Raw genomic sequence first — 18,880 nt, 5'->3', positions numbered from 1 at the left:
GGCAACACAAAGCAAATGTGGGAGCGGGCTTGCTCGCGAAAGCGGAGTGTCAGTCGCCAAACATATCGACTGATCCACCGCATTCGCGAGCAAGCCCGCTCCCACATTTTTGATCTTCAGTGTTTGATCGTTCCCACGCTCCGCGTGGGAATGCCGCCCTGGACGCTCTGCGTCCGCTTCGATCAGAACGCCGGCAGGATCGCGCCTTTGTACTTCTCGAGGATGAAGGCTTTCACTTCAGGCGTGTGCAGCGCTGCAACCAGCTTCTTCAATGCATCCGAATCCTTGTTGTCTTCGCGAGTCACCAGGATGTTGACGTAAGGCGAGTCGTTGCCTTCGATGACCAATGCATCCTTGGACGGGTCCAGCTTGGCTTCCAGCGCGTAGTTGGTGTTGATCAGCGCCAGGTCGACCTGGGTCAGCACGCGCGGCAAGGTGGCGGCTTCCAGTTCGCGGAATTTCAGGTTTTTGCTGTTACCGGTGATGTCCTTGATGGTCGACAGGATGTCAGTCGGGTCCTTCAGGGTGATCAGGCCGTTCTTGGCCAGCAGCAACAGCGCGCGGCCGCCATTGGTGGCGTCGTTCGGGATTACCACGTTGGCGCCGCTTGGCAGCTCGTCCAGCTTTTTGTACTTGCTGGAGTAGGCGCCCAGGGGCTCCAGGTGTACAGCGCCGACGCTCACCAGGTGAGTGCCCTTGGCCTTGTTGAACTCATCCAGGTACGGCTGGTGCTGGAAGAAGTTGGCGTCCAGGCGTTTTTCGGCCACTTGCACGTTTGGCTGCACGTAGTCGGTGAAGACTTTGACTTGCAGGTCCACGCCCTCTTTGGCCAGCGCAGGTTTCACGAATTCGAGGATTTCCGCGTGCGGCACCGGCGAGGCGGCGACCGTGATGGTCTCGGCGTGGGCGGAGAACGCGGCAACGGCGGCGAAAGCAACCAGTAGTTTTTTCATCCAACAAGCTCCTTGTTCGGGCATGTGCCGGCGCTTGGCCGGCCATGGCCGTTATTTTCGAGAAAAGTGCACCACCAGCTTGTCGCCGACGGTTTGCAGAATTTGCACCAGGATCAACAGCATCACCACGGTGACCACCATCACATCGGTCTGGAACCGCTGGTAACCGAAACGTATCGCCAGGTCACCCAGGCCGCCGGCACCGACCACACCGGCCATCGCCGTGTAGGACACCAGTGTAATCGCCGTCACGGTAATCGCCGCGAAAATGCCGGGGCGGGCTTCGGGCAACAAGGCGTTGGTGATGATCTGGCGGGTGGTGGCGCCCATGGATTGGGTCGCCTCGATGATGCCGCGGTCCACTTCACGCAGGGCGGTTTCCACCAGGCGTGCGAAGAACGGCGTGGCACCGACGACCAGCGGTGGAATCGCACCCGCGACACCCAGCGATGTGCCAGTGATCAGGACGGTGAACGGGATCATCACGATCAACAGGATGATGAACGGCAGCGAGCGCAGGATATTCACAATCAGCGACAGCAGTGCGTACAGGCCCTTCTGTTCGAACAACTGGCGCGGGCTGGTCAGGAACAGCAGCACGCCCAGCGGCAGGCCCAGCACCACGGTGAAGAACAGCGAGCCGAACAGCATCGTCATGGTGTCGCCAGTGGCGAGCCAGATTTCGGACCAGTCGATATTGGCGAAGAAACTCAACAGGACTTCCATTAGCGCAGGACCTCCATGTGGACGTCAGCGGCGGTGAAGCGCGCGAAGGCTGCTTCCATGTCGCCACCCGTGACGGCGAGGGTCAGTTGCCCGTAGGGGATGTCTTTGATGCGGTCGATACGACCGGCGAGGATGCTGTAGTCCACCCCCGTTTCGCGGGCGACGGTACCCAGCAACGGCGCGTAGGTCGCTTCGCCCTGGAACGTCAGGCGCACGATACGGCCTGGTACGTGGGCGAAGTCATCGCGTTGCTCGCCCTCATCGACCTGCTCGGCTTCTTGTACGAAGCGTTTGGTGGTCGGGTGCTTGGGGTGCAGGAACACCCCGGCCACTGAGCCCTGCTCGACTATCACACCGGCGTCCATCACCGCGACCTGGTCGCAGACGCGGCGGATCACGTCCATTTCATGGGTGATCAGCACGATGGTCAGCTTGAGTTCGCGGTTGATCTCGGCCAGCAGTTGCAGCACCGAGGCGGTGGTCTGCGGGTCGAGGGCGCTGGTGGCTTCGTCGCACAGCAGGATTTTGGGCTTGGTCGCCAGGGCACGGGCAATGCCGACGCGCTGCTTCTGGCCACCGGACAACTGCGCCGGGTACTTCCTCGCGTGGTCCGACAGGCCGACGCGGGCGAGCAGCTCGGCGACGCGCAGGTCGATGTCCTTGCGCGACAGTTCGCCGGCCAGGGTCAGGGGTAGCGCGACGTTGTCGGCGACGGTCTTGGAGGCCAGCAGGTTGAAGTGCTGGAAGATCATCCCGACCTGCTGGCGAAAACGGCGCAGACCGTTGGCGTCCAGGGCGGTGACTTCTTCGCCGTCCACCGTGATCTGGCCGCCGCTCGGTTCTTCGAGGCGGTTGATCAGGCGCAGCAGGGTGCTTTTGCCCGCACCCGAGTGGCCAATCAGGCCAAACACCTGGCCGTTCTCGACGCGCAGGCTGGTGGAATGCAGGGCGGGAATATCCTTACCGGCGACGCGGTAGGTTTTATGGACGTTTTGAAACTCGATCACGTAGCGAACCTTGTGGGGCGCATTGAAAAGGGATCAGCGGTTAGCCGGGCGCGCATTTTAGCCTGTCCGACTAGCGTTTCTTAGCATTTATTTCGCATTCACCCAGCGATTTGGCAATAACGCGATCAAAGGTCATAAAAAAGGAACGGCCCAAAACCTCATCAGTCACTACTTAAGCAACTCGTTTTCCAGGTGCCGTGCCTGGGAGTTTGCTCAAACGAGCCGGGGACCGCTCTGGCCATTTAAAACCAAGGAGTTTTACCTGATGAGTACCGAGAAGCCAGGAACCCCGCCGAAGAGTGAACTCGCGGGCACCGAAACCCTGGACCGTGGCAACACCAACGCCAAGCTGCAGGCCTTGGACGAATTCCGTTCCGACGCGACCGGACAGGCCCTGCGCACCAACCAGGGCGTCAAGATTTCCGATAACCAGAACACCCTGAAAGTCGGCTCCCGCGGCCCGTCGCTGCTGGAAGACTTCATCATGCGGGAAAAGATCACGCATTTTGACCATGAACGCATCCCGGAGCGCATCGTGCATGCCCGCGGTACGGGCGCCCATGGTTACTTCCAGAGCTATGAAGATCATTCGGCGCTGACCAAGGCCGGGTTCCTGCGTACGCCGGAGCATAAAACCCCGGTGTTTGTGCGCTTCTCCACCGTGCAGGGCCCACGCGGTTCGGGCGATACGGTGCGTGACGTGCGTGGCTTTGCCGTGAAGTTCTTCACCGAAGAAGGCAACTTCGACCTGGTGGGCAACAACATGCCGGTGTTCTTCATTCAGGACGCGATCAAATTTCCTGACTTCGTGCACGCCGTCAAGCCTGAACCGCACAACGAGATTCCAACCGGCGGATCGGCGCACGATACGTTCTGGGACTTTGTCTCGCTGGTGCCGGAGTCGGCGCACATGGTGGTCTGGGCGATGTCCGACCGTGCCATTCCGAAAAGCCTGCGCGCCATGCAGGGCTTTGGCGTGCACACCTTCCGTTTGATCAACACCGAGGGCAAATCGAGCTTTGTGAAGTTCCACTGGCGGCCTAAAGTCGGCACGTGCTCGCTGGTGTGGGACGAAGCGCAAAAGCTGGCCGGTAAAGATACCGACTACCACCGTCGCGACCTGTGGGAGTCGATTGAAAGCGGCGATTACCCGGAATGGGAATTGGGCGTGCAAATCGTCGCGGAAGAGGACGAGCACAAGTTCGACTTCGACCTGCTCGACCCGACCAAGATCATCCCCGAAGAGCTGGTGCCGATCACCCCGCTGGGCAAGATGGTGCTGAACCGCAACCCGGACAACTTCTTTGCCGAGGTTGAGCAGGTTGCCTTCTGCCCAGGCCATATCGTACCGGGTATCGACTTCACCAATGACCCGCTGCTGCAGGGCCGTCTGTTTTCGTACACGGACACTCAGATCAGTCGTCTCGGTGGTCCGAACTTCCATGAGATTCCGATCAATCGTCCGGTCGCGCCGAACCACAACAATCAGCGCGATGCCCAGCATCGGACCGTGATCGACAAGGGTCGCGCCGCTTACGAGCCGAACTCCATTGACGGCGGCTGGCCGAAGGAAACGCCTGCGGGCCCGACCGACGGTGGTTTTGAGACCTACTATGAGCGTATCGATGCGAATAAGGTGCGCGAGCGCAGTGAATCGTTCGGTGACCATTTCTCCCAGGCCACGCTGTTTTTCAACAGCATGAGCCATCACGAGAAAGAGCACATCATCGCCGCCTACAGCTTTGAGTTGGGCAAGGTCGAGCGCGAGCATATCCGTGCGCGCCAGGTGAATGAGATCCTGGCCAACATCGATCTGGAACTGGCCAAGCGCGTTGCGCAGAACCTGGGCTTGCCCGCGCCGACCAAAGGCACGGTGCCTGTGCGCGAAACCTCGGTGAAAAAATCGCCGGCCTTGAGCCAGGTGAATTTGCTTTCGGGCGACATCAAGACGCGCAAAGTGGCGATCCTGGCCGCCAATGGCGTGGATGGCGCGGCGATTGATGCGCTGAAAAAAGCACTGGAGGCAGAGGGCGCGCATGCCAAGTTGCTGGGGCCGACCTCGGCGCCTGTGACCACGGCGGACGGAAAGGCGCTGCCAGTGGATGCGTCGATGGAAGGCATGCCATCGATTGCCTTCGACGCGGTGTTTATCCCAGGCGGCAAAGCCTCGGTGGACGCGCTGAGCGGTGACGGCGTGGCGTTGCATTACGTGCTGGAGGCGTACAAGCACCTGAAGGCGATTGCGGTGGCCAGTGACGTGAAGCCATTGCTGGATCTGCTGAAGCTGGAGGCGGATGCGGGGTTGATCGTGGGGGCCGATGCCAAGGCGTTCAAGGCGTTCTTCGCGGCGATTGCCCAGCATCGGGTCTGGGAGCGTGAGCCGAAGGCCAAGGTGATTCCGGCTTAAGTCTTGCGCTGTGGCTTAAACCGCCTTCGCGAGCAAGCCCGCTCCCACATTTTGACCGCATTCTCATGTTGGAAATCGGTCAAGTGTGGGAGCGGGCTTGCTCGCGAATGGCGTCAGTTTGCCTTACGCGGAATCAGCACAACCTGCGCTGGAATATGCTTGAGGATCTGCCGGTGGATCTTCAGCTCATACTCCGAATCAATCTTCTTCACCCGTTTGGTCAACAACGTGGCCAACCACGGGTAATCCTCGGTGCGCGGCGCCTGGATGCTCACGTCGCACTGGTAATTCACCACATCGGTGGCGATTGCATCCAGTTGGTGGCGCAACGCCTGGATATCGGTGAGGTTCAACGCCACGGTGGTGCTGGGCGCTGCCGGGTCGATGACCTTGGCGGCGGGCTTGGCTTCGGCGGCCTTCAAGGCTTGCTCGGCGTTATCCAGTTCGACTTTGCGGGCATGGGTAATGGCGCTGTTGACGCCGCCGGTCAGCGCCGGCGCCTTGGGCATCAAGGCGCGGGCGCGGCTCAGGGCCGTTGCGGCGGCGTTGACATCCCCTTTTTGCAGCACGATCTGGCTGCGCTGCAGATAGGCTTCCGCTAACTGGCGCTGGTAGTTTTCCAGCGTCGGGTCGTTGGGCGACTGGGCCTGCAACGCGGCGAGTTGGTCTTCGGCGGTGGCCAGCTCACTGCTGGCCAGGTTTTGCTCCAGCTGCGCGATGGCCGCGGCACGCGGGTCCGCAGCCCCGGGCGCGGCGGGCGGTGTGCTTTGACAGGCGCCCAGCAGCAGGGAAAATGCGGCAAGGAGCAGATAACGGGAGGTGAACAGCTTCATTCCTGCGACTCTCTATTTGCGCAAAAAGCGAGCAAGTCTACACCCCTCGGCGGGGCAGGACAAAACTCAGCAGAAACAGGGCGGCGGCTGTGACCACGATCGATGGGCCTGCCGGCGTATCTTTGAACCAGGACAGCGCCAGGCCCCCGCACACTGCAAGCATCCCCAGCAGGCTGGCGCCGATCGCCATTTGCTCCGGCGAACGGGCGTGGCGTTGGGCGGCGGCGGCCGGGATGATCAACAGCGACGTGATCAACAATACGCCGACAATCTTCATCGCGACAGCAATCACCACGGCGATCAGCAACATCAGGGCCATGCGCAGGCCTGGTACGGGCAAGCCTTCCACTCTCGCCAGTTCTTCATGCACGGTGATTGCCAGCAGCGGACGCCAGAGGGCGACCAGCAACACCAGCACGATCACGGCGCCGCCGAGGATCCAGGCCAGATCGATCGGGCTGATCGCCAGCAGATCGCCGAACAGGTAGGCCATCAGGTCGATGCGCACTTCGTGCATGAAGCTCAGCACCACCAGGCCCAGGGACAGGGTGCTCGGCGCCAGGATGCCCAGCAAGGTGTCGGAGGCCAAGGGCTGGCGCTGTTGCAGGGTCACGAGCAACACCGCCAGGAGCAGGCAGCCCACAGTCACGGCGATGGTCGGGCTCACGTCCAGCAGGAAGCCCATGGCCACGCCCAGCAGCGCGGCGTGGGACAAGGTGTCGCCAAAATAGGCCATGCGCCGCCAGACCACGAACGAGCCCAGCGGGCCCGCCACCAGCGCCAAAGCCAAGCCTGCCAGCAGGGCGTAGAGCAGAAAATCAGCCATGCTTGCAGCTATCTCCATGAACGTGGGGGGTAGACGCGTCATCCACGACGGCGCCATGCAGATCGTGGGCGTGGTCGTGATGGTGGTGATAAATCGCCAGGCTTTGCGCGTTCTTGCCGAACAGCTCGACGAACGCCGGGTCGCCGCTGACTTGTTCCGGATGTCCCGAGCAGCAGACGTGACGGTTGAGGCACACCACCTGGTCGGTGGTGCTCATCACCAGGTGCAGGTCGTGGGACACCATCAGCACGCCGCAGCCATGGCGGTCGCGCAGGCGGGTGATCAGGCTGTACAACTCGGCCTGGCCGGCCACGTCGACGCCTTGTACGGGTTCATCAAGCACCAGCAACTCCGGCTCGCGCAGCAGGGCGCGGGCCAGCAGCACGCGCTGCATTTCGCCACCGGAGATGCTTTGCACCGGGCTGTCGATCACCTGTTCGGCGCCGACTTCCTTGAGCGCAGCCTGGGCGCGGGCGCGGTCCACGCCCGGCACCAGGCGCAGGAAACGCAATACCGACAGTGGCAGCGTCGGGTCGACATGCAGCTTCTGCGGCATATACCCTACGCGCAGCTTGGGTTTGCGCCACACACTGCCGGTGTCTGGCTTGAGCAGCCCGAGCACGGCACGCACCAGGGTGGTCTTGCCGGCGCCATTGGGGCCGATCAGGGTGACGATCTGCCCAGGCTCCACGCTCAGCGCGATGTTATCCAGCACGTTTTGCCCGGCAAACGTGACCCCGACCTGTTCCAGGCGGATTAAAGCGTTGCTCATCAAGCCCCCTGGCAGCCCGAGCACAGGCCGACCACTTCGACCGTTTGCCCTTCGACCGTGAAGCCGACATCGGCAGCGCTCTGGATGATGGCGTCGCTGATGATTTTCTGTTCAAGCTCGATGGCGGCGTGGCACGCGCGGCAGATCAGGAACTGGCCTTGGTGCGCGTGTTCCGGGTGGTTGCAGCCAACGAAGGCATTGAGCGAGGCGATGCGGTGCACCAGGCCGTTTTCCAGCAGGAAGTCCAGCGCGCGGTACACGGTCGGCGGCGCGGCGCGGCGGCCGTCCTGCTCGCTGAGTACGCCCAGAATGTCGTAGGCGCCCAGCGGCTTGTGGCTTTGCCACACCAGTTCCAGCACACGGCGACGCAAGGCAGTCAGGCGCAAGCCCTTCTGCGCGCAGAGGGTGTCGGCTTCCGACAGCGCGGTATGCACGCAGTGAGAATGGTCATGGGGACGGCTGGCAAGCGGTGTTTTAGGCATGAGCGGCGACAGACATTTGATAGAGACGTTATTATGTTACCCGTTCCTACGCCATTGAGTGGTCATCGTGTCCCGACTTTTTCCCGTTTTTGTCGTATTTGTCACCAGTTTGTTCGTAACTGGCGTTGCTCAGGCCGAGGTCAAGGTGCTGACCAGCATCAAGCCCTTACAGCTGATTGCCGCTGCTGTGCAGGACGGTGTAGCGGTGCCTGAGGTGCTGCTGCCTCCCGGTGCATCGCCGCATAATTACGCGCTGCGTCCATCCGACGTACGGCACGTGCAGTCGGTGGACCTGCTGTATTGGATCGGTCCGGATATGGAAACCTTCCTGCCGCGCGTGCTCAAAGGTCGTACGGCGGCGACAATAGCGGTGCAAGACCTGCCGGGCATGAAGTTGCGGCGTTTCGCTGAAGATAACCACTCCCACGCTGATGATGCGGACGAACATGACCACGATCATCGTCCTGGCAGCGTTGACGCGCACTTGTGGCTGTCGACGGTGAATGCTCGCGTGATCGCCGCGCGGATCGCGGCTGACCTGGCTGCGGCCGACCCGACCAATGCCGCACGTTACCAGAGCAACGCGAAGGCCTTCGATGAACGCCTGGATGCCTTGGACGCTCGCCTGAAGAAGCGCCTGGCGGTGGTCGAGGACAAACCTTACTTCGTGTTTCACGAAGCCTTCGATTACTTCGAAGACGCTTACGGTTTGAAGCATGCCGGCGTGTTCAGCGTTGCCGCTGAAGTACAGCCCGGCGCCCAGCATGTGGCGGCGATGCGCACGCGATTGCAGGAAGTGGGCAAGACCTGCGTGTTCAGCGAACCGCCGTTGCGGCCGCGTTTGGCTGAAACGCTGGTGGCTGGCCTGCCGGTGAAGCTGGCGGAGCTGGATGCGTTGGGTGGGTATACGCCGGCTACGGCTCAGGGTTACGAGCAACTGCTGGAGAAGTTGGGTAACGACTTGGCCGGATGCCTGGAGTCCCTCTGACAATCAACGCATAACCACTGTGCTTCTGTAGGTTGACCGAGTTGAGTTCTAGAGGGCGAACGGCAGTTGAACTGTAACCTGCTGACGCTGCATCAGCCGATGCTCGAACTCCGCCGGGTCATGGATCAATACATCCTGCCCGGCAAATGACTCGGCGGCGATCAGGCGTGACAACCAGAACCGCACGCACGCCACGCGCAACATCGTCGGCCACAGCTCGGCCTCCCTGGCGGTGAACGGCCGCAAGCCCGCATAAGCGCCCAGCAACGCGCGGGCGCGCGGCCCGTCAATCACGCCCTGCGCATCCGAACACCAGTCATTCAAGGCGATCGCCACGTCGTACAGCATCGGGCCGGAGCAGGCGTTGTAGAAATCGATCAAGCCGGTGAGATGCGTGCCTTCGAACATCGCGTTGTCGCGGAACAGGTCGGCGTGAACGTTGGCGCGCGGCAGAGCGAGGATGTCGGCTTTGTGTGCCTGGATCTCCGTCAATGCCGCCTGCAGCAGGCGCTGCTGTGCATCGTTCAAGTGCGAAATCAGTTGTGCACCTTCGCTGAGCATCCAGTCCAGCCCGCGATCGGTCTTGCGTTCCAGCACCTTATCGCCTTGTGTCGCCAGGTGCAGATGGCCAAGCAGGTTGCCCACTTGGGCGCAGTGCTGGGCATTGGCGTCCTGGATGTGCTTGCCGGCCAGGCGCGGTTGCAGCAATGCCGGTTTTCCTGCAAGCGTGCGCAGGGCCGTACCATCGGTGGTGCGCAGGGCATAAGGCACCGGCAGGTCGGCGTCGTGGAGCACGTCGAGCAGTTCGATGAAGAACGGCATTTGCGCGACCGGGCCACGCTCAACCAGGGTCAGGACGAACTCGCCCTGCTCCAGGCTGATAAAGAAATTGGTGTTTTCGCTACCGGCGGCAATCCCCTGGAAGTCGAGCAGGCGGCCGAGCCCATAAGGGGCAAGAAAGGTTTCCAGCTCGGGCCGAGCCAGGGGGGTGAACACAGACATAGTTAAAACTGCCAGTACGGGCGCCGCTGTGTGCGGCGCCAATTTAAGTTAAGAAATCATTTCCATTCGAAGATCTTCCATGATGGGATCAGCATATCCGGCTGGTCAGAGCGGATGAAGTTCGCGTCGGTTCCGTCCGCGCGTACCAGGAAATAAGGTGGCGCACCCTTCGGGGTGACCTTGATCGCGTACAGGAAACCGTTCTGGCGGTACTCCTGGATGGTCTTGTCGCCTTCCGTGCGAATGGTAACTTCCGGGTCACCGCCAGGTGCATCGTCTGCCGCCATGGCAGCCATCGGAGCGAGTGCGATCAAGCCGGTCAACAGCAGGCGATTGAATGTACGCATGATAACCTTGTCCCTTTGTCGTCATTGGTCCGGCTATTCTAGCGCCTGACCCGCCGAAAAGGTTGATTCTGCTCATGAGCCACGCACCCCTCGTCCTGGTGGACGGTTCTTCTTATCTGTACCGCGCCTTTCACGCATTGCCACCGCTGACCACCTCCAAAGGCCTGCCCACCGGCGCGGTCAAGGGCGTGTTGAACATGCTCAAGAGCCTGCGCAAGCAGTACCCGGACAGCCCGTTCGCGGTGGTGTTCGACGCCAAGGGTGGGACCTTTCGCGATGACATGTACGCCGAATACAAGGCCAACCGCCCAAGCATGCCCGATGACATGCGCCTGCAGATCGAGCCCTTGCACCAGAGCGTAATCGCCCTGGGCTTCCCACTGCTGTGTGTCGAAGGCGTCGAGGCCGATGACGTGATCGGCACCCTGGCCCGCAGCAGCGCGGCCGCCGACCGTCCCGTGGTGATTTCCACCGGTGACAAAGACATGGCGCAGCTGGTGGACGGGCACATTACCTTGGTCAACACCATGACCGGTAGCGCGATGGACGTGGAGGGCGTAAAGGAGAAATTCGGCGTCGCTCCGGAGCAGATCATTGACTATCTGGCGTTGATGGGCGATTCGTCCGATAACATTCCGGGCGTTCCTGGCATTGGCCCGAAAACCGCGTCCGGCTTGTTGGTTGGCGTCAATGGCGGCCTCAAGGAGCTCTACGAGCAGCTCGATATTGTGCCGACCCTGCCTATCCGCGGCGCCAAGACGTTGCCGGCCAAGCTTGAAGAGCACAAGGAGATGGCGTTCCTTTCCTATCAGTTGGCAACGATCAAGATCGATGTGCCGCTGGACGTTGGCCTGGACGACTTGCACCTGATCGAGCCGGACCGCGAGAAACTCCTGGAGCTTTACACCCTGCTGGAGTTCAAGAGCTGGATCGATGAGATCCAGCGCGATGCCAAGCGTATCGAGCTCAAGACGCCGACCGTTGCGCCTGCGGCAGAAGCGGTCGTTGAGGCTGTCGCGGCGGTTGCTGTGGAAACTGTCTACACCACCATCCTCGACCAACCCACTTTTGACCTTTGGCTGAAGAAGCTCAACGACGCAACATTATTTGCCTTCGACACCGAAACCACCGGGATCGACGCCCAGAAGGCGCAGCTGGTCGGGGTTTCCTTCGCCGTGCAGCCCCATGAAGCGGCCTACGTTCCGCTGGCCCATGCCTACGTCGGTGCACCGGAGCAGTTGGACCGCGACACGGTGTTGCTGGCCCTTAAGCCACTGCTGGAAGACCCGACCAAGCTCAAGGTCGGCCAGCACGCCAAGTTCGACATGAACATCCTGGCCAACTGCGCCATCGGCGGCGACCCGGCTCAGGGCATTACCCTGCGTGGCGTCGCCTTCGACACCATGCTTGAGTCCTATGTGCTGAACGCCACCGCAACCCGGCATGACATGGACAGCCTGGCCAAGAAATACCTCGACTATGACACCGTCACTTTCCAGGACATCGCCGGCAAGGGCGCCAAGCAGCTGACCTTCGACCAGATCGCACTGGAGCAGGCTGGGCCTTATGCGGCGGAGGATGCCGATGTGACCTTGCGCCTGCATCAGGCATTGCACGCGCAACTGGCGGCCATTCCGAGCCTGGCCAGTGTGCTGACGGACATCGAGATCCCGCTGGTTCCGGTGCTGGCGCGCATCGAACGCCAGGGTGCGCTGGTTGACAAGGAACTGTTGGGTATCCAGAGCATCGAGCTGGGCAACAAGATGGTCGAACTCGAGCGCCAGGCGTTCGAGATCGCCGGCGAGGCGTTCAACCTGGGTTCGCCCAAGCAGCTCGGCGCGATTCTGTACGAAAAGCTTGGCATGCCCGTGTTGAAGAAAACCGGCAAGGGCCAGGCGTCGACCGCCGAAGAAGTGCTGGCCAAGCTGGCCGAAGATGACTATCCGCTGCCCAAGGTGCTGATGCAGTACCGCAGCATGAGCAAGCTCAAAAGCACCTACACCGACCGCCTGCCGGAGCAGATCAACCCGCGCACCGGGCGGGTTCATACCTCCTACCACCAGGCCGTGGCGGCAACCGGGCGTTTGTCGTCCAGTGACCCGAACCTGCAGAATATCCCCGTGCGCACCGCCGAAGGGCGGCGGATCCGCCAGGCGTTTATCGCGCCCAAGGGTTACAAGCTGTTGGCGGCGGACTATTCGCAGATCGAGCTGCGGATCATGGCGCACCTGTCCAAGGACGAAGGTCTGATGAACGCGTTCCGCCACAACCTCGATGTGCACACGGCTACGGCCGCCGAGGTATTCAAGGTCGAGTTGGGCGAAGTCACCTCTGACCAGCGCCGCAGCGCCAAGGCGATCAACTTTGGGTTGATCTACGGGATGGGCGCGCAGAAGCTGGGCAAGGACATCGGCGTCGACACCAAGACGGCCAAGGCTTACATCGATGTGTACTTCGCCCGCTATCCCGGGGTTCGCGAGTACATGGAGCGCACCCGTGCCCAGGCTTCCGATCAGGGCTATGTCGAAACCTTCTTCGGGCGCAGGCTGTACCTGCCCGATATCCACTCCAACAAGCCGCAGGAGCGCGCGGCCGCAGAACGTACCGCGATCAACGCGCCGATGCAGGGCACGGCGGCGGACATCATCAAGAAAGCCATGGTGCGGGTGGACGACTGGCTCACCGAGTCGGGCCTGGATGCCAGGGTTATCCTGCAGGTGCACGATGAACTGGTGCTGGAGGTGCGTGAAGACTTGGTGGCCGACGTCAGCGAGAAGATTCGTGAGCACATGAGCGCCGCAGCCCAGTTGGACGTACCGCTGCTGGTGGAAGTGGGCGTGGGTAATAACTGGGACGAAGCACACTGATCACCGGTGCTCTGCCACCTCATCGCGGGGTGGCAGGGTGCTTTAGCCAAGGATCAGTCCGTCAGTTATTTCCAATAGTTTTTGAACCTGCCGGAACTTAACCTGTGAACCGCTACTCAGAGTTACTGAATGGGTGGTGAAGCCCTTCAATGCTCCTATGTTGTGTTAAGTGTTGGCAGATATCCAGACCCCGCCCTAGCGGTCTGGAACTTGAACCCCGAACTTCCCCTCCCCATACGAAGTCCGGGGTTTTTTTTGCCTGCGCAAAAGTTATTCCGCGAGTTCCGCGCCTTTGTCGGCCAATTCCATCCAGCCGGCCAGCACGGTGTAAGCGTCTTCCAGCCCCATGCGCTTTGGCGCCGAGAACAGCTGGATAGTGATCGCGTCACCCCAGCCTTTACGAATTTCGGACTGTACTTTGAGCAGTGTGTTCTTCGCGGCGCCGTAGGTCAGCTTGTCGGCCTTGGTCAGCAGGATATGCATCGGCATGCCGCTGGCGACGGCCCAATCGAGCATCAACAGGTCGAAGTCGGTCATCGGATGGCGGATGTCCATCATCAGGATCAGACCCTTCAAACTCTCCCGGCCACCCAGGTAAGCCTCCAGGTGACGCTGCCAGTGCAGCTTGAGCGGGATAGGTACTTTTGCATAACCGTAGCCCGGCAGGTCGACCAGACGCCGATCATCGTCTAGCTTGAAGAAGTTGAGGAGCTGTGTGCGGCCCGGGGTTTTTGAGGTGCGTGCCAGGCTGGCGTGAGTCAGGGTGTTCAGCGCGCTGGATTTACCGGCGTTGGAACGACCGGCAAAGGCGACTTCAAAGCCTTCGTCATCGGGGCATTGGTCAACTTTGGCGGCGCTGAGCATGAACGTGGACTGTTGGCACAGGCCGAGGATGGGATTCTTGAGTTGCATGAGTTTTCCGATGTGGGCGGTGCCGAGAAAGGGTGCGGCAAGCGGTGTCGTTTCCGTTTCAGTAGCGCCAGTATATAATGCCGCAGATTTTGTGTGTGCTTTGTCCCAGCGAAGGATGAGGTTCACGGGAGCGAAAGACCTTTATTGCGCATTAGAACGCAAAACGCTCTCAAACCCTGAATTGATCGACACATGATCAAGTGGTTGCCCCAGGGTTTCAAGGCAATGCCGCCGCGTGGTTTTGTGCAAGGACTGCAGTACTGAGGATTACCAGGCCATCGTTGAGTGGGTGGTGAGTAAACCCGGTAGATAACTCTTAAACCCCTTAGCCGTAGTTGGATTAGCTGATGAACAAACTGATCGTGAGTCTGCTGTTGACCTTGGGCATCACAGGCGCTGGCGTCGCTGCAGAGGGCCCCCTTAAAGGTGATGCCGCTGCCGGTCAAGCGAAAGCCGCCGTCTGTGGTGCTTGCCATGGGCCGGATGGTAACAGCCCGGCGCCGAACTTCCCCAAACTGGCCGGCCAGGGCGAGCGTTACCTGACCAAGCAGATGCAGGATATCAAGAGCGGCAAGCGTACGGTCCTGGAAATGACGGGCTTGCTGACCAATACCAGCGATCAGGACATGGCGGATATCGCGGCGTACTTCGCCAGCCAGAAAGGCAGTGTGGGAGCTGCCGATCCGAAACTGGTGGCTCGCGGCGAGAAACTGTTCCGCGGCGGCGACCTGGAAAAAGGCCTGCCTGCCTGCACCGGTTGCCATTCGCCAAACGGCGCCGGTATCGCAGCTGCTGGCTTCCCTCACCTGAGTGGCCAGCACGCCACTTACATCGCCAAACAGTTGACCGATTTCCGCAAGGAAGAGGCCGGGCGAGCCAACGATGGCGATGCGATGATCATGCGCACCATCGCCCGCAAGCTCAGTGATGAAGACATCGCGGCGGTCTCCAGCTACATCCAGGGCCTGCACTGAGGTGTACGCAACGTTAACACTCGATTAATCCGGTGATGCAAGCATAAAAAGGGTGGCCCAGGCCGCCCTTTTTTGTGGCCGGTGCCGTTACACTAACGAACTCATGTCCGCGTAGACCTGTCACAACAAAGGTCGCGTGAGGCGATTTTATTTGTCCAGGAGTAAAGCATGCGTAATCTGATCCTCAGCGCCGCTCTCGTCACTGCCAGCCTCTTCGGCATGACCGCACAAGCTGCCGACGTGCCGCTTGAAGCCGGTAAAACCTATGTCGAATTGGCCAACCCGGTTCCGGTTTCGGTGCCTGGCAAGATCGAAGTGGTGGAGCTGTTCTGGTACGGCTGCCCGCATTGCTACGCCTTTGAGCCGACGATCAACCCATGGGTTGAGAAACTGCCCAAGGATGTGAACTTCAAACGTATCCCGGCCATGTTCGGTGGCCCGTGGGATGCCCACGGCCAATTGTTCCTGACCCTGGAAGCCATGGGTGTGGAGCACAAGGTGCACAACGCCGTGTTCAACGCTATCCAGAAGGAAGGCAAGCGCCTGACCAAGCCGGACGAAATGGCTGACTTCGTCGCCACCCAGGGCGTGGACAAGGACAAATTCCTGGCCACCTTCAACTCCTTCGCAATCCAGGGCCAGATCAAGCAGGCCAAGGAACTGGCGCAGAAGTACGGCGTGCAAGGCGTACCGACCATGATCGTCAACGGCAAATACCGTTTCGACCTGGGTACTACCGGTGGTCCTGAGGCAACCCTCAACGTTGCTGACCAACTGATCGCCAAAGAGCGCGCAGCCAAGTAAGGGGCCCGTCATGCGCCGCTGGGGTACCGAACGTGTGGTTGGCCTGCATGATCCGCAGGTCAACGAACATCACCTGGAAACCACAGGCCTGCCGCCGGACAGCCGCCTGCGCCTGCTGAGCTTCAATATCCAAGTAGGCATCAGTACCGAGAAGTATCGGCACTACCTTACCCGTGGCTGGCAGCATTTGCTGCCTCACAATGGGCGTGCCGGCAACCTGCAAAAGATCGGCAACCTGTTGCATGACTTTGACCTGGTCGCGCTGCAGGAAGCCGACGGCGGCAGCATGCGCTCCGGTTACATCAACCAGGTGGAACACCTGGCTCAGCTCGGCGCCTTCCCGTATTGGTACCAGCAACTCAATCGCAACCTCGGGCGCCTGGCCCAGCACAGCAATGGCGTGCTCAGCCGCTTGAAACCCTCCGCGATCGAAGACCATCCGCTGCCTGGCCCCAAGGGTCGAGGTGCGATCCTTGTGCGGTTTGGCGAAGGCCCGGAGGCCCTGGTCGTGGTGATGATGCATCTGGCGTTGGGTGCACGCACCCGCACGATGCAGTTGGCCTACATCCGCGAGCTGATCGGCAATTACAAACACCAGGTGCTGATGGGCGACATGAACACCCACGCCAGCGACCTGCTGCTCAATTCTCCGTTGCGCGACCTCGGGCTATTGGCGCCGCAAGCCGAGGCCACGTTCCCGAGCTGGCGCCCGCAGCGCTGTCTTGACCATATCCTGCTCAGTCCTACCCTCACCCTTGAGAGTGTGCAGGTGCTGGCGCAGCCCATCTCCGACCACCTGCCGGTGGCGGTAGAGATTCGTCTGCCGGGTTCGCTTACGGCTGATGCGTTGCCTGCGTTAAGCCCAGGCACCGGCGGGCCCCTTGCATGAGCGACGACGCCCAGCGCTGGAAAGAGAAATACCTTAAAAGCATCGAGCAGCAAGAAAAGCTCGAACGCCGCTGGGCCGCCCGCCTTGACCTGCTGCGGCGCGGGCTGGTGCGCAGCACGTTGGCCGCTGAAGGCACCGACCTGGCGGTAGACCAGTGCATGAAGGAAATGCGTGACGTCGTGCGTACGGATGATATGGACGCCGCCCTCGCCGCGTTGCTGCCGCGCCTGGAAAAGGCCGTGCTGGATTCGGAGCAGCGCCGCGAAACCCGGATCGACCAGATGAGTACTGCGCTGACGTCCCTAGTTGCGCAGCTGCAAAAGCTGCCATTACCCCGCGAGGTCGCCCGGCCGCTGAAAACGTTCGCCAAACAGTTGGACGGGCGTGTCGGCCAGGCGCGCGAGATGCCCTTGTTGCTCAGCGAACTGAGCGGCCTGCAAGGCCAGGCGCTGAACAACCTGGAGCCGGACGGCGAAACCACGCGCCCAGGGCCGGGGCTTTTGCAGCGTCTGTTTGGTACCAAAGATGTGTCGAGCGAGGCGGTGACAATCGAGCCCTCGCCCGGCCCGGTACCGCAAGCGGCTGTAGCCAGGCCTGCCGCTGAACCTGCGGCCGAGTCCGCACCGCCCGAGCAATCGCAAGAGCTGACGCAAGCCTTGCGCGCCTTCGCACCGCAGCATGAAGCGGTAGCCCCGGCAGCCGAGCCGGCTTCACCCGTAAAGGCTGCCCAAGGCGCCAGTGAAACTTTTGCCTATGAGGCCCCAGTGCAGGCGGCCCCTGTCGGCGCGTCTGTAGCACCTGTCGAACCTGAACCTGCGGTAGAAGAACCGGCGCCGCAAAGCGCTCTCGCGGCCTTTATCGAAACGCCTGAAGTGCCAGTCGAAGTACTGGATGAGACGGTCATCGGCAGCCTGTCGCTCCCGCCTGTGCTGGAAGCCGAGGAGTCCGACCCCGACGAATTGCACTCGGACGGCCCCTATTCCTTGCCCGACTCGCCGGAGCCGTCCTACAGCTCCGTGGCCAAGCACATCGAAGACACCCTGCTCGGCTTGCTCGACGAGCTGGCATTGCCTGAGCGCCATCGACCCCAGGCCGAAGCCATGCGTGAGCGCCTGGCCCACGGGCTGAACTGGTACGAGCTGCTGCCCATTCTCGACGACTTGGCCATCTTGATGCTGGCGATCACCGACAGCGGCCAGCATGAGTTCGAGGCTTACCTCAAGCAGCTTAACGAGCGCCTCGAAGCGTTCCAGGGGCATCTACAGGTTGCCAGTGACGGTCACGCCGATAGCCGTTCCGCCGCCCGGGAGCTGGACACGCAAATCCGCGAACAGGTCGACGGCCTGCAAAGCAGCGTGCAGGAAGCCGCCGACCTGGACAGCCTCAAGCACGTACTGGAAAGCCATTTGGAAGGCCTGCTGGGCACCATGGACGAGCATCAGCAGCAGCGCGACCAGCGTGAGCAGGAAACGGCGGCGCGCCTGAAGGGCCTGGCCGAGCGCGTTGCCAATATGGAACAGGAAGCCCAAGGCTACCGCGAGCACCTGGAGGTGCAACGCCAGAAGGCCCTGATCGATCCGCTTACCGGTCTGCCGAACCGCGCAGCCTGGAGCGAGCGCCTCGATCAGGAGGTCAATGCCTGGCACCAGCGTGGTAACAGCCTGTCGCTGGCGATGCTGGACCTGGATCACTTCAAGCGCATCAACGATGGCTACGGTCACCTGGCGGGTGACAAAGTGCTGAAAATCATCGCCAACGTGCTGCACAAGCGCCTGCGCCCCGGCGACTTCATTGCGCGCTTTGGCGGTGAAGAGTTTGTACTGCTGATGCCTGACTCGTCCTTGACGCAGGCGCTGGCGGCGGGTGAGGCGTTGCGCGCAGCCATTGAAGCGTGCCCGTTTCACTTCAAGGGCGAGCCGGTGACGATCACCGTGTCGATGGGCGTGGCGCAGTTCCAGCCGGGCGAGCGCAGTGACGTGGCGCTCAAGCGCGCAGATACGGCGTTGTACCGGGCCAAGGCGGCGGGGCGTAATCAGGTTCAAGCCGCCTGAAAGTGTTCCATTTTGTAATTTGACCGCGTGTTCACGGGCG

At 61.3% G+C, this 18,880-nt stretch carries 17 protein-coding genes and 1 pseudogene; 8 read left to right on the top strand and 10 right to left on the bottom strand.

Features of this window, described 5'->3' with window-relative positions; translation table 11 throughout:
• Positions 1–182 precede the first annotated feature (182 nt).
• From ACLH0H_RS08595 to ACLH0H_RS08585, 3 genes are read right to left on the bottom strand one after another with little or no spacing between them, the layout of a single operon-like run.
• Positions 183–953, bottom strand: a complete 771-nt coding sequence (locus ACLH0H_RS08595) for a MetQ/NlpA family ABC transporter substrate-binding protein (protein WP_411381701.1) — start codon at positions 951–953, stop codon at positions 183–185.
• A gap of 51 nt (positions 954–1,004) precedes the next feature.
• The gene (locus ACLH0H_RS08590) at positions 1,005–1,679 is read right to left on the bottom strand and encodes a methionine ABC transporter permease (protein WP_169377734.1); all 675 of its coding nucleotides are present in this window, start codon (positions 1,677–1,679) and stop codon (positions 1,005–1,007) included.
• Positions 1,679–2,686 (bottom strand): methionine ABC transporter ATP-binding protein, encoded by a 1,008-nt coding sequence (locus ACLH0H_RS08585; RefSeq protein WP_411381700.1) that lies wholly within the window; start codon positions 2,684–2,686, stop codon positions 1,679–1,681. Before ACLH0H_RS08585 ends, ACLH0H_RS08590 begins: the two co-directional genes overlap by 1 nt.
• A 265-nt stretch (positions 2,687–2,951) precedes the next feature.
• Between ACLH0H_RS08585 and katE the strand changes: the two genes are divergently transcribed.
• Positions 2,952–5,093: a catalase HPII gene (gene katE / locus ACLH0H_RS08580; RefSeq protein ID WP_411381699.1), complete on the top strand. Its 2,142-nt coding sequence runs from the start codon at positions 2,952–2,954 to the stop codon at positions 5,091–5,093.
• Positions 5,094–5,206: 113 nt separating this feature from the next.
• Here the strand turns inward: katE and ACLH0H_RS08575 are convergent, their stop codons facing one another.
• From ACLH0H_RS08575 to zur, 4 genes are read right to left on the bottom strand one after another with little or no spacing between them, the layout of a single operon-like run.
• Positions 5,207–5,926 carry a PA5502 family lipoprotein gene (locus tag ACLH0H_RS08575; protein ID WP_411381698.1) on the bottom strand — a complete coding sequence of 240 codons (720 nt, stop codon included), beginning with the start codon at positions 5,924–5,926 and terminating at the stop codon, positions 5,207–5,209.
• Positions 5,927–5,963: 37 nt separating this feature from the next.
• Positions 5,964–6,752, bottom strand: a complete 789-nt coding sequence (znuB, locus tag ACLH0H_RS08570; RefSeq protein WP_411381697.1) for a zinc ABC transporter permease subunit ZnuB — start codon at positions 6,750–6,752, stop codon at positions 5,964–5,966.
• Positions 6,745–7,524: a zinc ABC transporter ATP-binding protein ZnuC gene (gene znuC, locus ACLH0H_RS08565; protein ID WP_076952227.1), complete on the bottom strand. Its 780-nt coding sequence runs from the start codon at positions 7,522–7,524 to the stop codon at positions 6,745–6,747. Before znuC ends, znuB begins: the two co-directional genes overlap by 8 nt.
• The gene (gene zur, locus ACLH0H_RS08560; protein ID WP_411381696.1) at positions 7,524–8,006 is read right to left on the bottom strand and encodes a zinc uptake transcriptional repressor Zur; all 483 of its coding nucleotides are present in this window, start codon (positions 8,004–8,006) and stop codon (positions 7,524–7,526) included. The genes znuC and zur overlap by 1 nt, the downstream gene beginning before the upstream one ends.
• Positions 8,007–8,064: 58 nt before the next feature.
• Between zur and ACLH0H_RS08555 the strand changes: the two genes are divergently transcribed.
• A complete protein-coding gene (locus tag ACLH0H_RS08555; protein ID WP_411381695.1) occupies positions 8,065–8,994 on the top strand; it encodes a zinc ABC transporter substrate-binding protein in 930 nt (309 codons plus the stop codon).
• A gap of 48 nt (positions 8,995–9,042) precedes the next feature.
• Here the strand turns inward: ACLH0H_RS08555 and ACLH0H_RS08550 are convergent, their stop codons facing one another.
• Together ACLH0H_RS08550 and ACLH0H_RS08545 are read right to left on the bottom strand one after the other, a co-directional pair.
• Positions 9,043–9,996 (bottom strand): homoserine kinase, encoded by a 954-nt coding sequence (locus ACLH0H_RS08550; protein WP_411381694.1) that lies wholly within the window; start codon positions 9,994–9,996, stop codon positions 9,043–9,045.
• 56 nt (positions 9,997–10,052) lie between these two features.
• Positions 10,053–10,343 carry a DUF2782 domain-containing protein gene (locus ACLH0H_RS08545; protein WP_012721523.1) on the bottom strand — a complete coding sequence of 97 codons (291 nt, stop codon included), beginning with the start codon at positions 10,341–10,343 and terminating at the stop codon, positions 10,053–10,055.
• 74 nt (positions 10,344–10,417) lie between these two features.
• Between ACLH0H_RS08545 and polA the strand changes: the two genes are divergently transcribed.
• Positions 10,418–13,210 carry a DNA polymerase I gene (gene polA, locus ACLH0H_RS08540; RefSeq protein WP_411381693.1) on the top strand — a complete coding sequence of 931 codons (2,793 nt, stop codon included), beginning with the start codon at positions 10,418–10,420 and terminating at the stop codon, positions 13,208–13,210.
• Positions 13,211–13,480: 270 nt separating this feature from the next.
• On the opposite strand, the gene yihA is transcribed toward polA, so the two are convergent.
• Positions 13,481–14,122: a ribosome biogenesis GTP-binding protein YihA/YsxC gene (gene yihA, locus ACLH0H_RS08535; protein ID WP_076952232.1), complete on the bottom strand. Its 642-nt coding sequence runs from the start codon at positions 14,120–14,122 to the stop codon at positions 13,481–13,483.
• A gap of 207 nt (positions 14,123–14,329) precedes the next feature.
• Between yihA and ACLH0H_RS08530 the strand changes: the two are divergent.
• From ACLH0H_RS08530 to ACLH0H_RS08510, 5 genes and pseudogenes are all read left to right on the top strand, one after another.
• Positions 14,330–14,435, top strand: a pseudogene (locus ACLH0H_RS08530) (cytochrome c5 family protein); the annotation flags it as partial.
• Positions 14,436–14,469: 34 nt separating this feature from the next.
• Entirely contained in the window at positions 14,470–15,096 is a 627-nt protein-coding gene (locus ACLH0H_RS08525) for a c-type cytochrome (protein ID WP_307387885.1), read from the top strand.
• A gap of 168 nt (positions 15,097–15,264) precedes the next feature.
• Positions 15,265–15,900 carry a thiol:disulfide interchange protein DsbA gene (dsbA, locus tag ACLH0H_RS08520; RefSeq protein ID WP_057006180.1) on the top strand — a complete coding sequence of 212 codons (636 nt, stop codon included), beginning with the start codon at positions 15,265–15,267 and terminating at the stop codon, positions 15,898–15,900.
• 10 nt (positions 15,901–15,910) lie between these two features.
• Entirely contained in the window at positions 15,911–16,789 is an 879-nt protein-coding gene (locus ACLH0H_RS08515) for an endonuclease/exonuclease/phosphatase family protein (RefSeq protein WP_169377746.1), read from the top strand.
• Positions 16,786–18,840 (top strand): GGDEF domain-containing protein, encoded by a 2,055-nt coding sequence (locus ACLH0H_RS08510; protein ID WP_411381692.1) that lies wholly within the window; start codon positions 16,786–16,788, stop codon positions 18,838–18,840. The genes ACLH0H_RS08515 and ACLH0H_RS08510 overlap by 4 nt, the downstream gene beginning before the upstream one ends.
• Positions 18,841–18,880 lie beyond the last annotated feature (40 nt).

Origin of the sequence: Pseudomonas sp. MPB26 (assembly GCF_046605355.1) — a bacterium.
GTDB lineage: Bacteria > Pseudomonadota > Gammaproteobacteria > Pseudomonadales > Pseudomonadaceae > Aquipseudomonas > Aquipseudomonas cedrina.
The sequence above is the reverse complement of the archived record's forward strand: the minus strand, read 5'-3'. Positions and strand labels throughout refer to the sequence as shown.

Coding starts and splice junctions, on each gene's coding strand:
- zur (WP_411381696.1), bottom strand. CDS start 8,006: ATGCCTAAAACACCGCTTGCCAGCCGTCCCCATGACCATTCTCACTGC.
- ACLH0H_RS08545 (WP_012721523.1), bottom strand. CDS start 10,343: ATGCGTACATTCAATCGCCTGCTGTTGACCGGCTTGATCGCACTCGCT.
- ACLH0H_RS08525 (WP_307387885.1), top strand. CDS start 14,470: ATGAACAAACTGATCGTGAGTCTGCTGTTGACCTTGGGCATCACAGGC.
- ACLH0H_RS08595 (WP_411381701.1), bottom strand. CDS start 953: ATGAAAAAACTACTGGTTGCTTTCGCCGCCGTTGCCGCGTTCTCCGCC.
- znuB (WP_411381697.1), bottom strand. CDS start 6,752: ATGGCTGATTTTCTGCTCTACGCCCTGCTGGCAGGCTTGGCTTTGGCG.
- ACLH0H_RS08590 (WP_169377734.1), bottom strand. CDS start 1,679: ATGGAAGTCCTGTTGAGTTTCTTCGCCAATATCGACTGGTCCGAAATC.
- dsbA (WP_057006180.1), top strand. CDS start 15,265: ATGCGTAATCTGATCCTCAGCGCCGCTCTCGTCACTGCCAGCCTCTTC.
- ACLH0H_RS08515 (WP_169377746.1), top strand. CDS start 15,911: ATGCGCCGCTGGGGTACCGAACGTGTGGTTGGCCTGCATGATCCGCAG.
- ACLH0H_RS08550 (WP_411381694.1), bottom strand. CDS start 9,996: ATGTCTGTGTTCACCCCCCTGGCTCGGCCCGAGCTGGAAACCTTTCTT.
- katE (WP_411381699.1), top strand. CDS start 2,952: ATGAGTACCGAGAAGCCAGGAACCCCGCCGAAGAGTGAACTCGCGGGC.
- ACLH0H_RS08575 (WP_411381698.1), bottom strand. CDS start 5,926: ATGAAGCTGTTCACCTCCCGTTATCTGCTCCTTGCCGCATTTTCCCTG.
- polA (WP_411381693.1), top strand. CDS start 10,418: ATGAGCCACGCACCCCTCGTCCTGGTGGACGGTTCTTCTTATCTGTAC.
- yihA (WP_076952232.1), bottom strand. CDS start 14,122: ATGCAACTCAAGAATCCCATCCTCGGCCTGTGCCAACAGTCCACGTTC.
- znuC (WP_076952227.1), bottom strand. CDS start 7,524: ATGAGCAACGCTTTAATCCGCCTGGAACAGGTCGGGGTCACGTTTGCC.
- ACLH0H_RS08510 (WP_411381692.1), top strand. CDS start 16,786: ATGAGCGACGACGCCCAGCGCTGGAAAGAGAAATACCTTAAAAGCATC.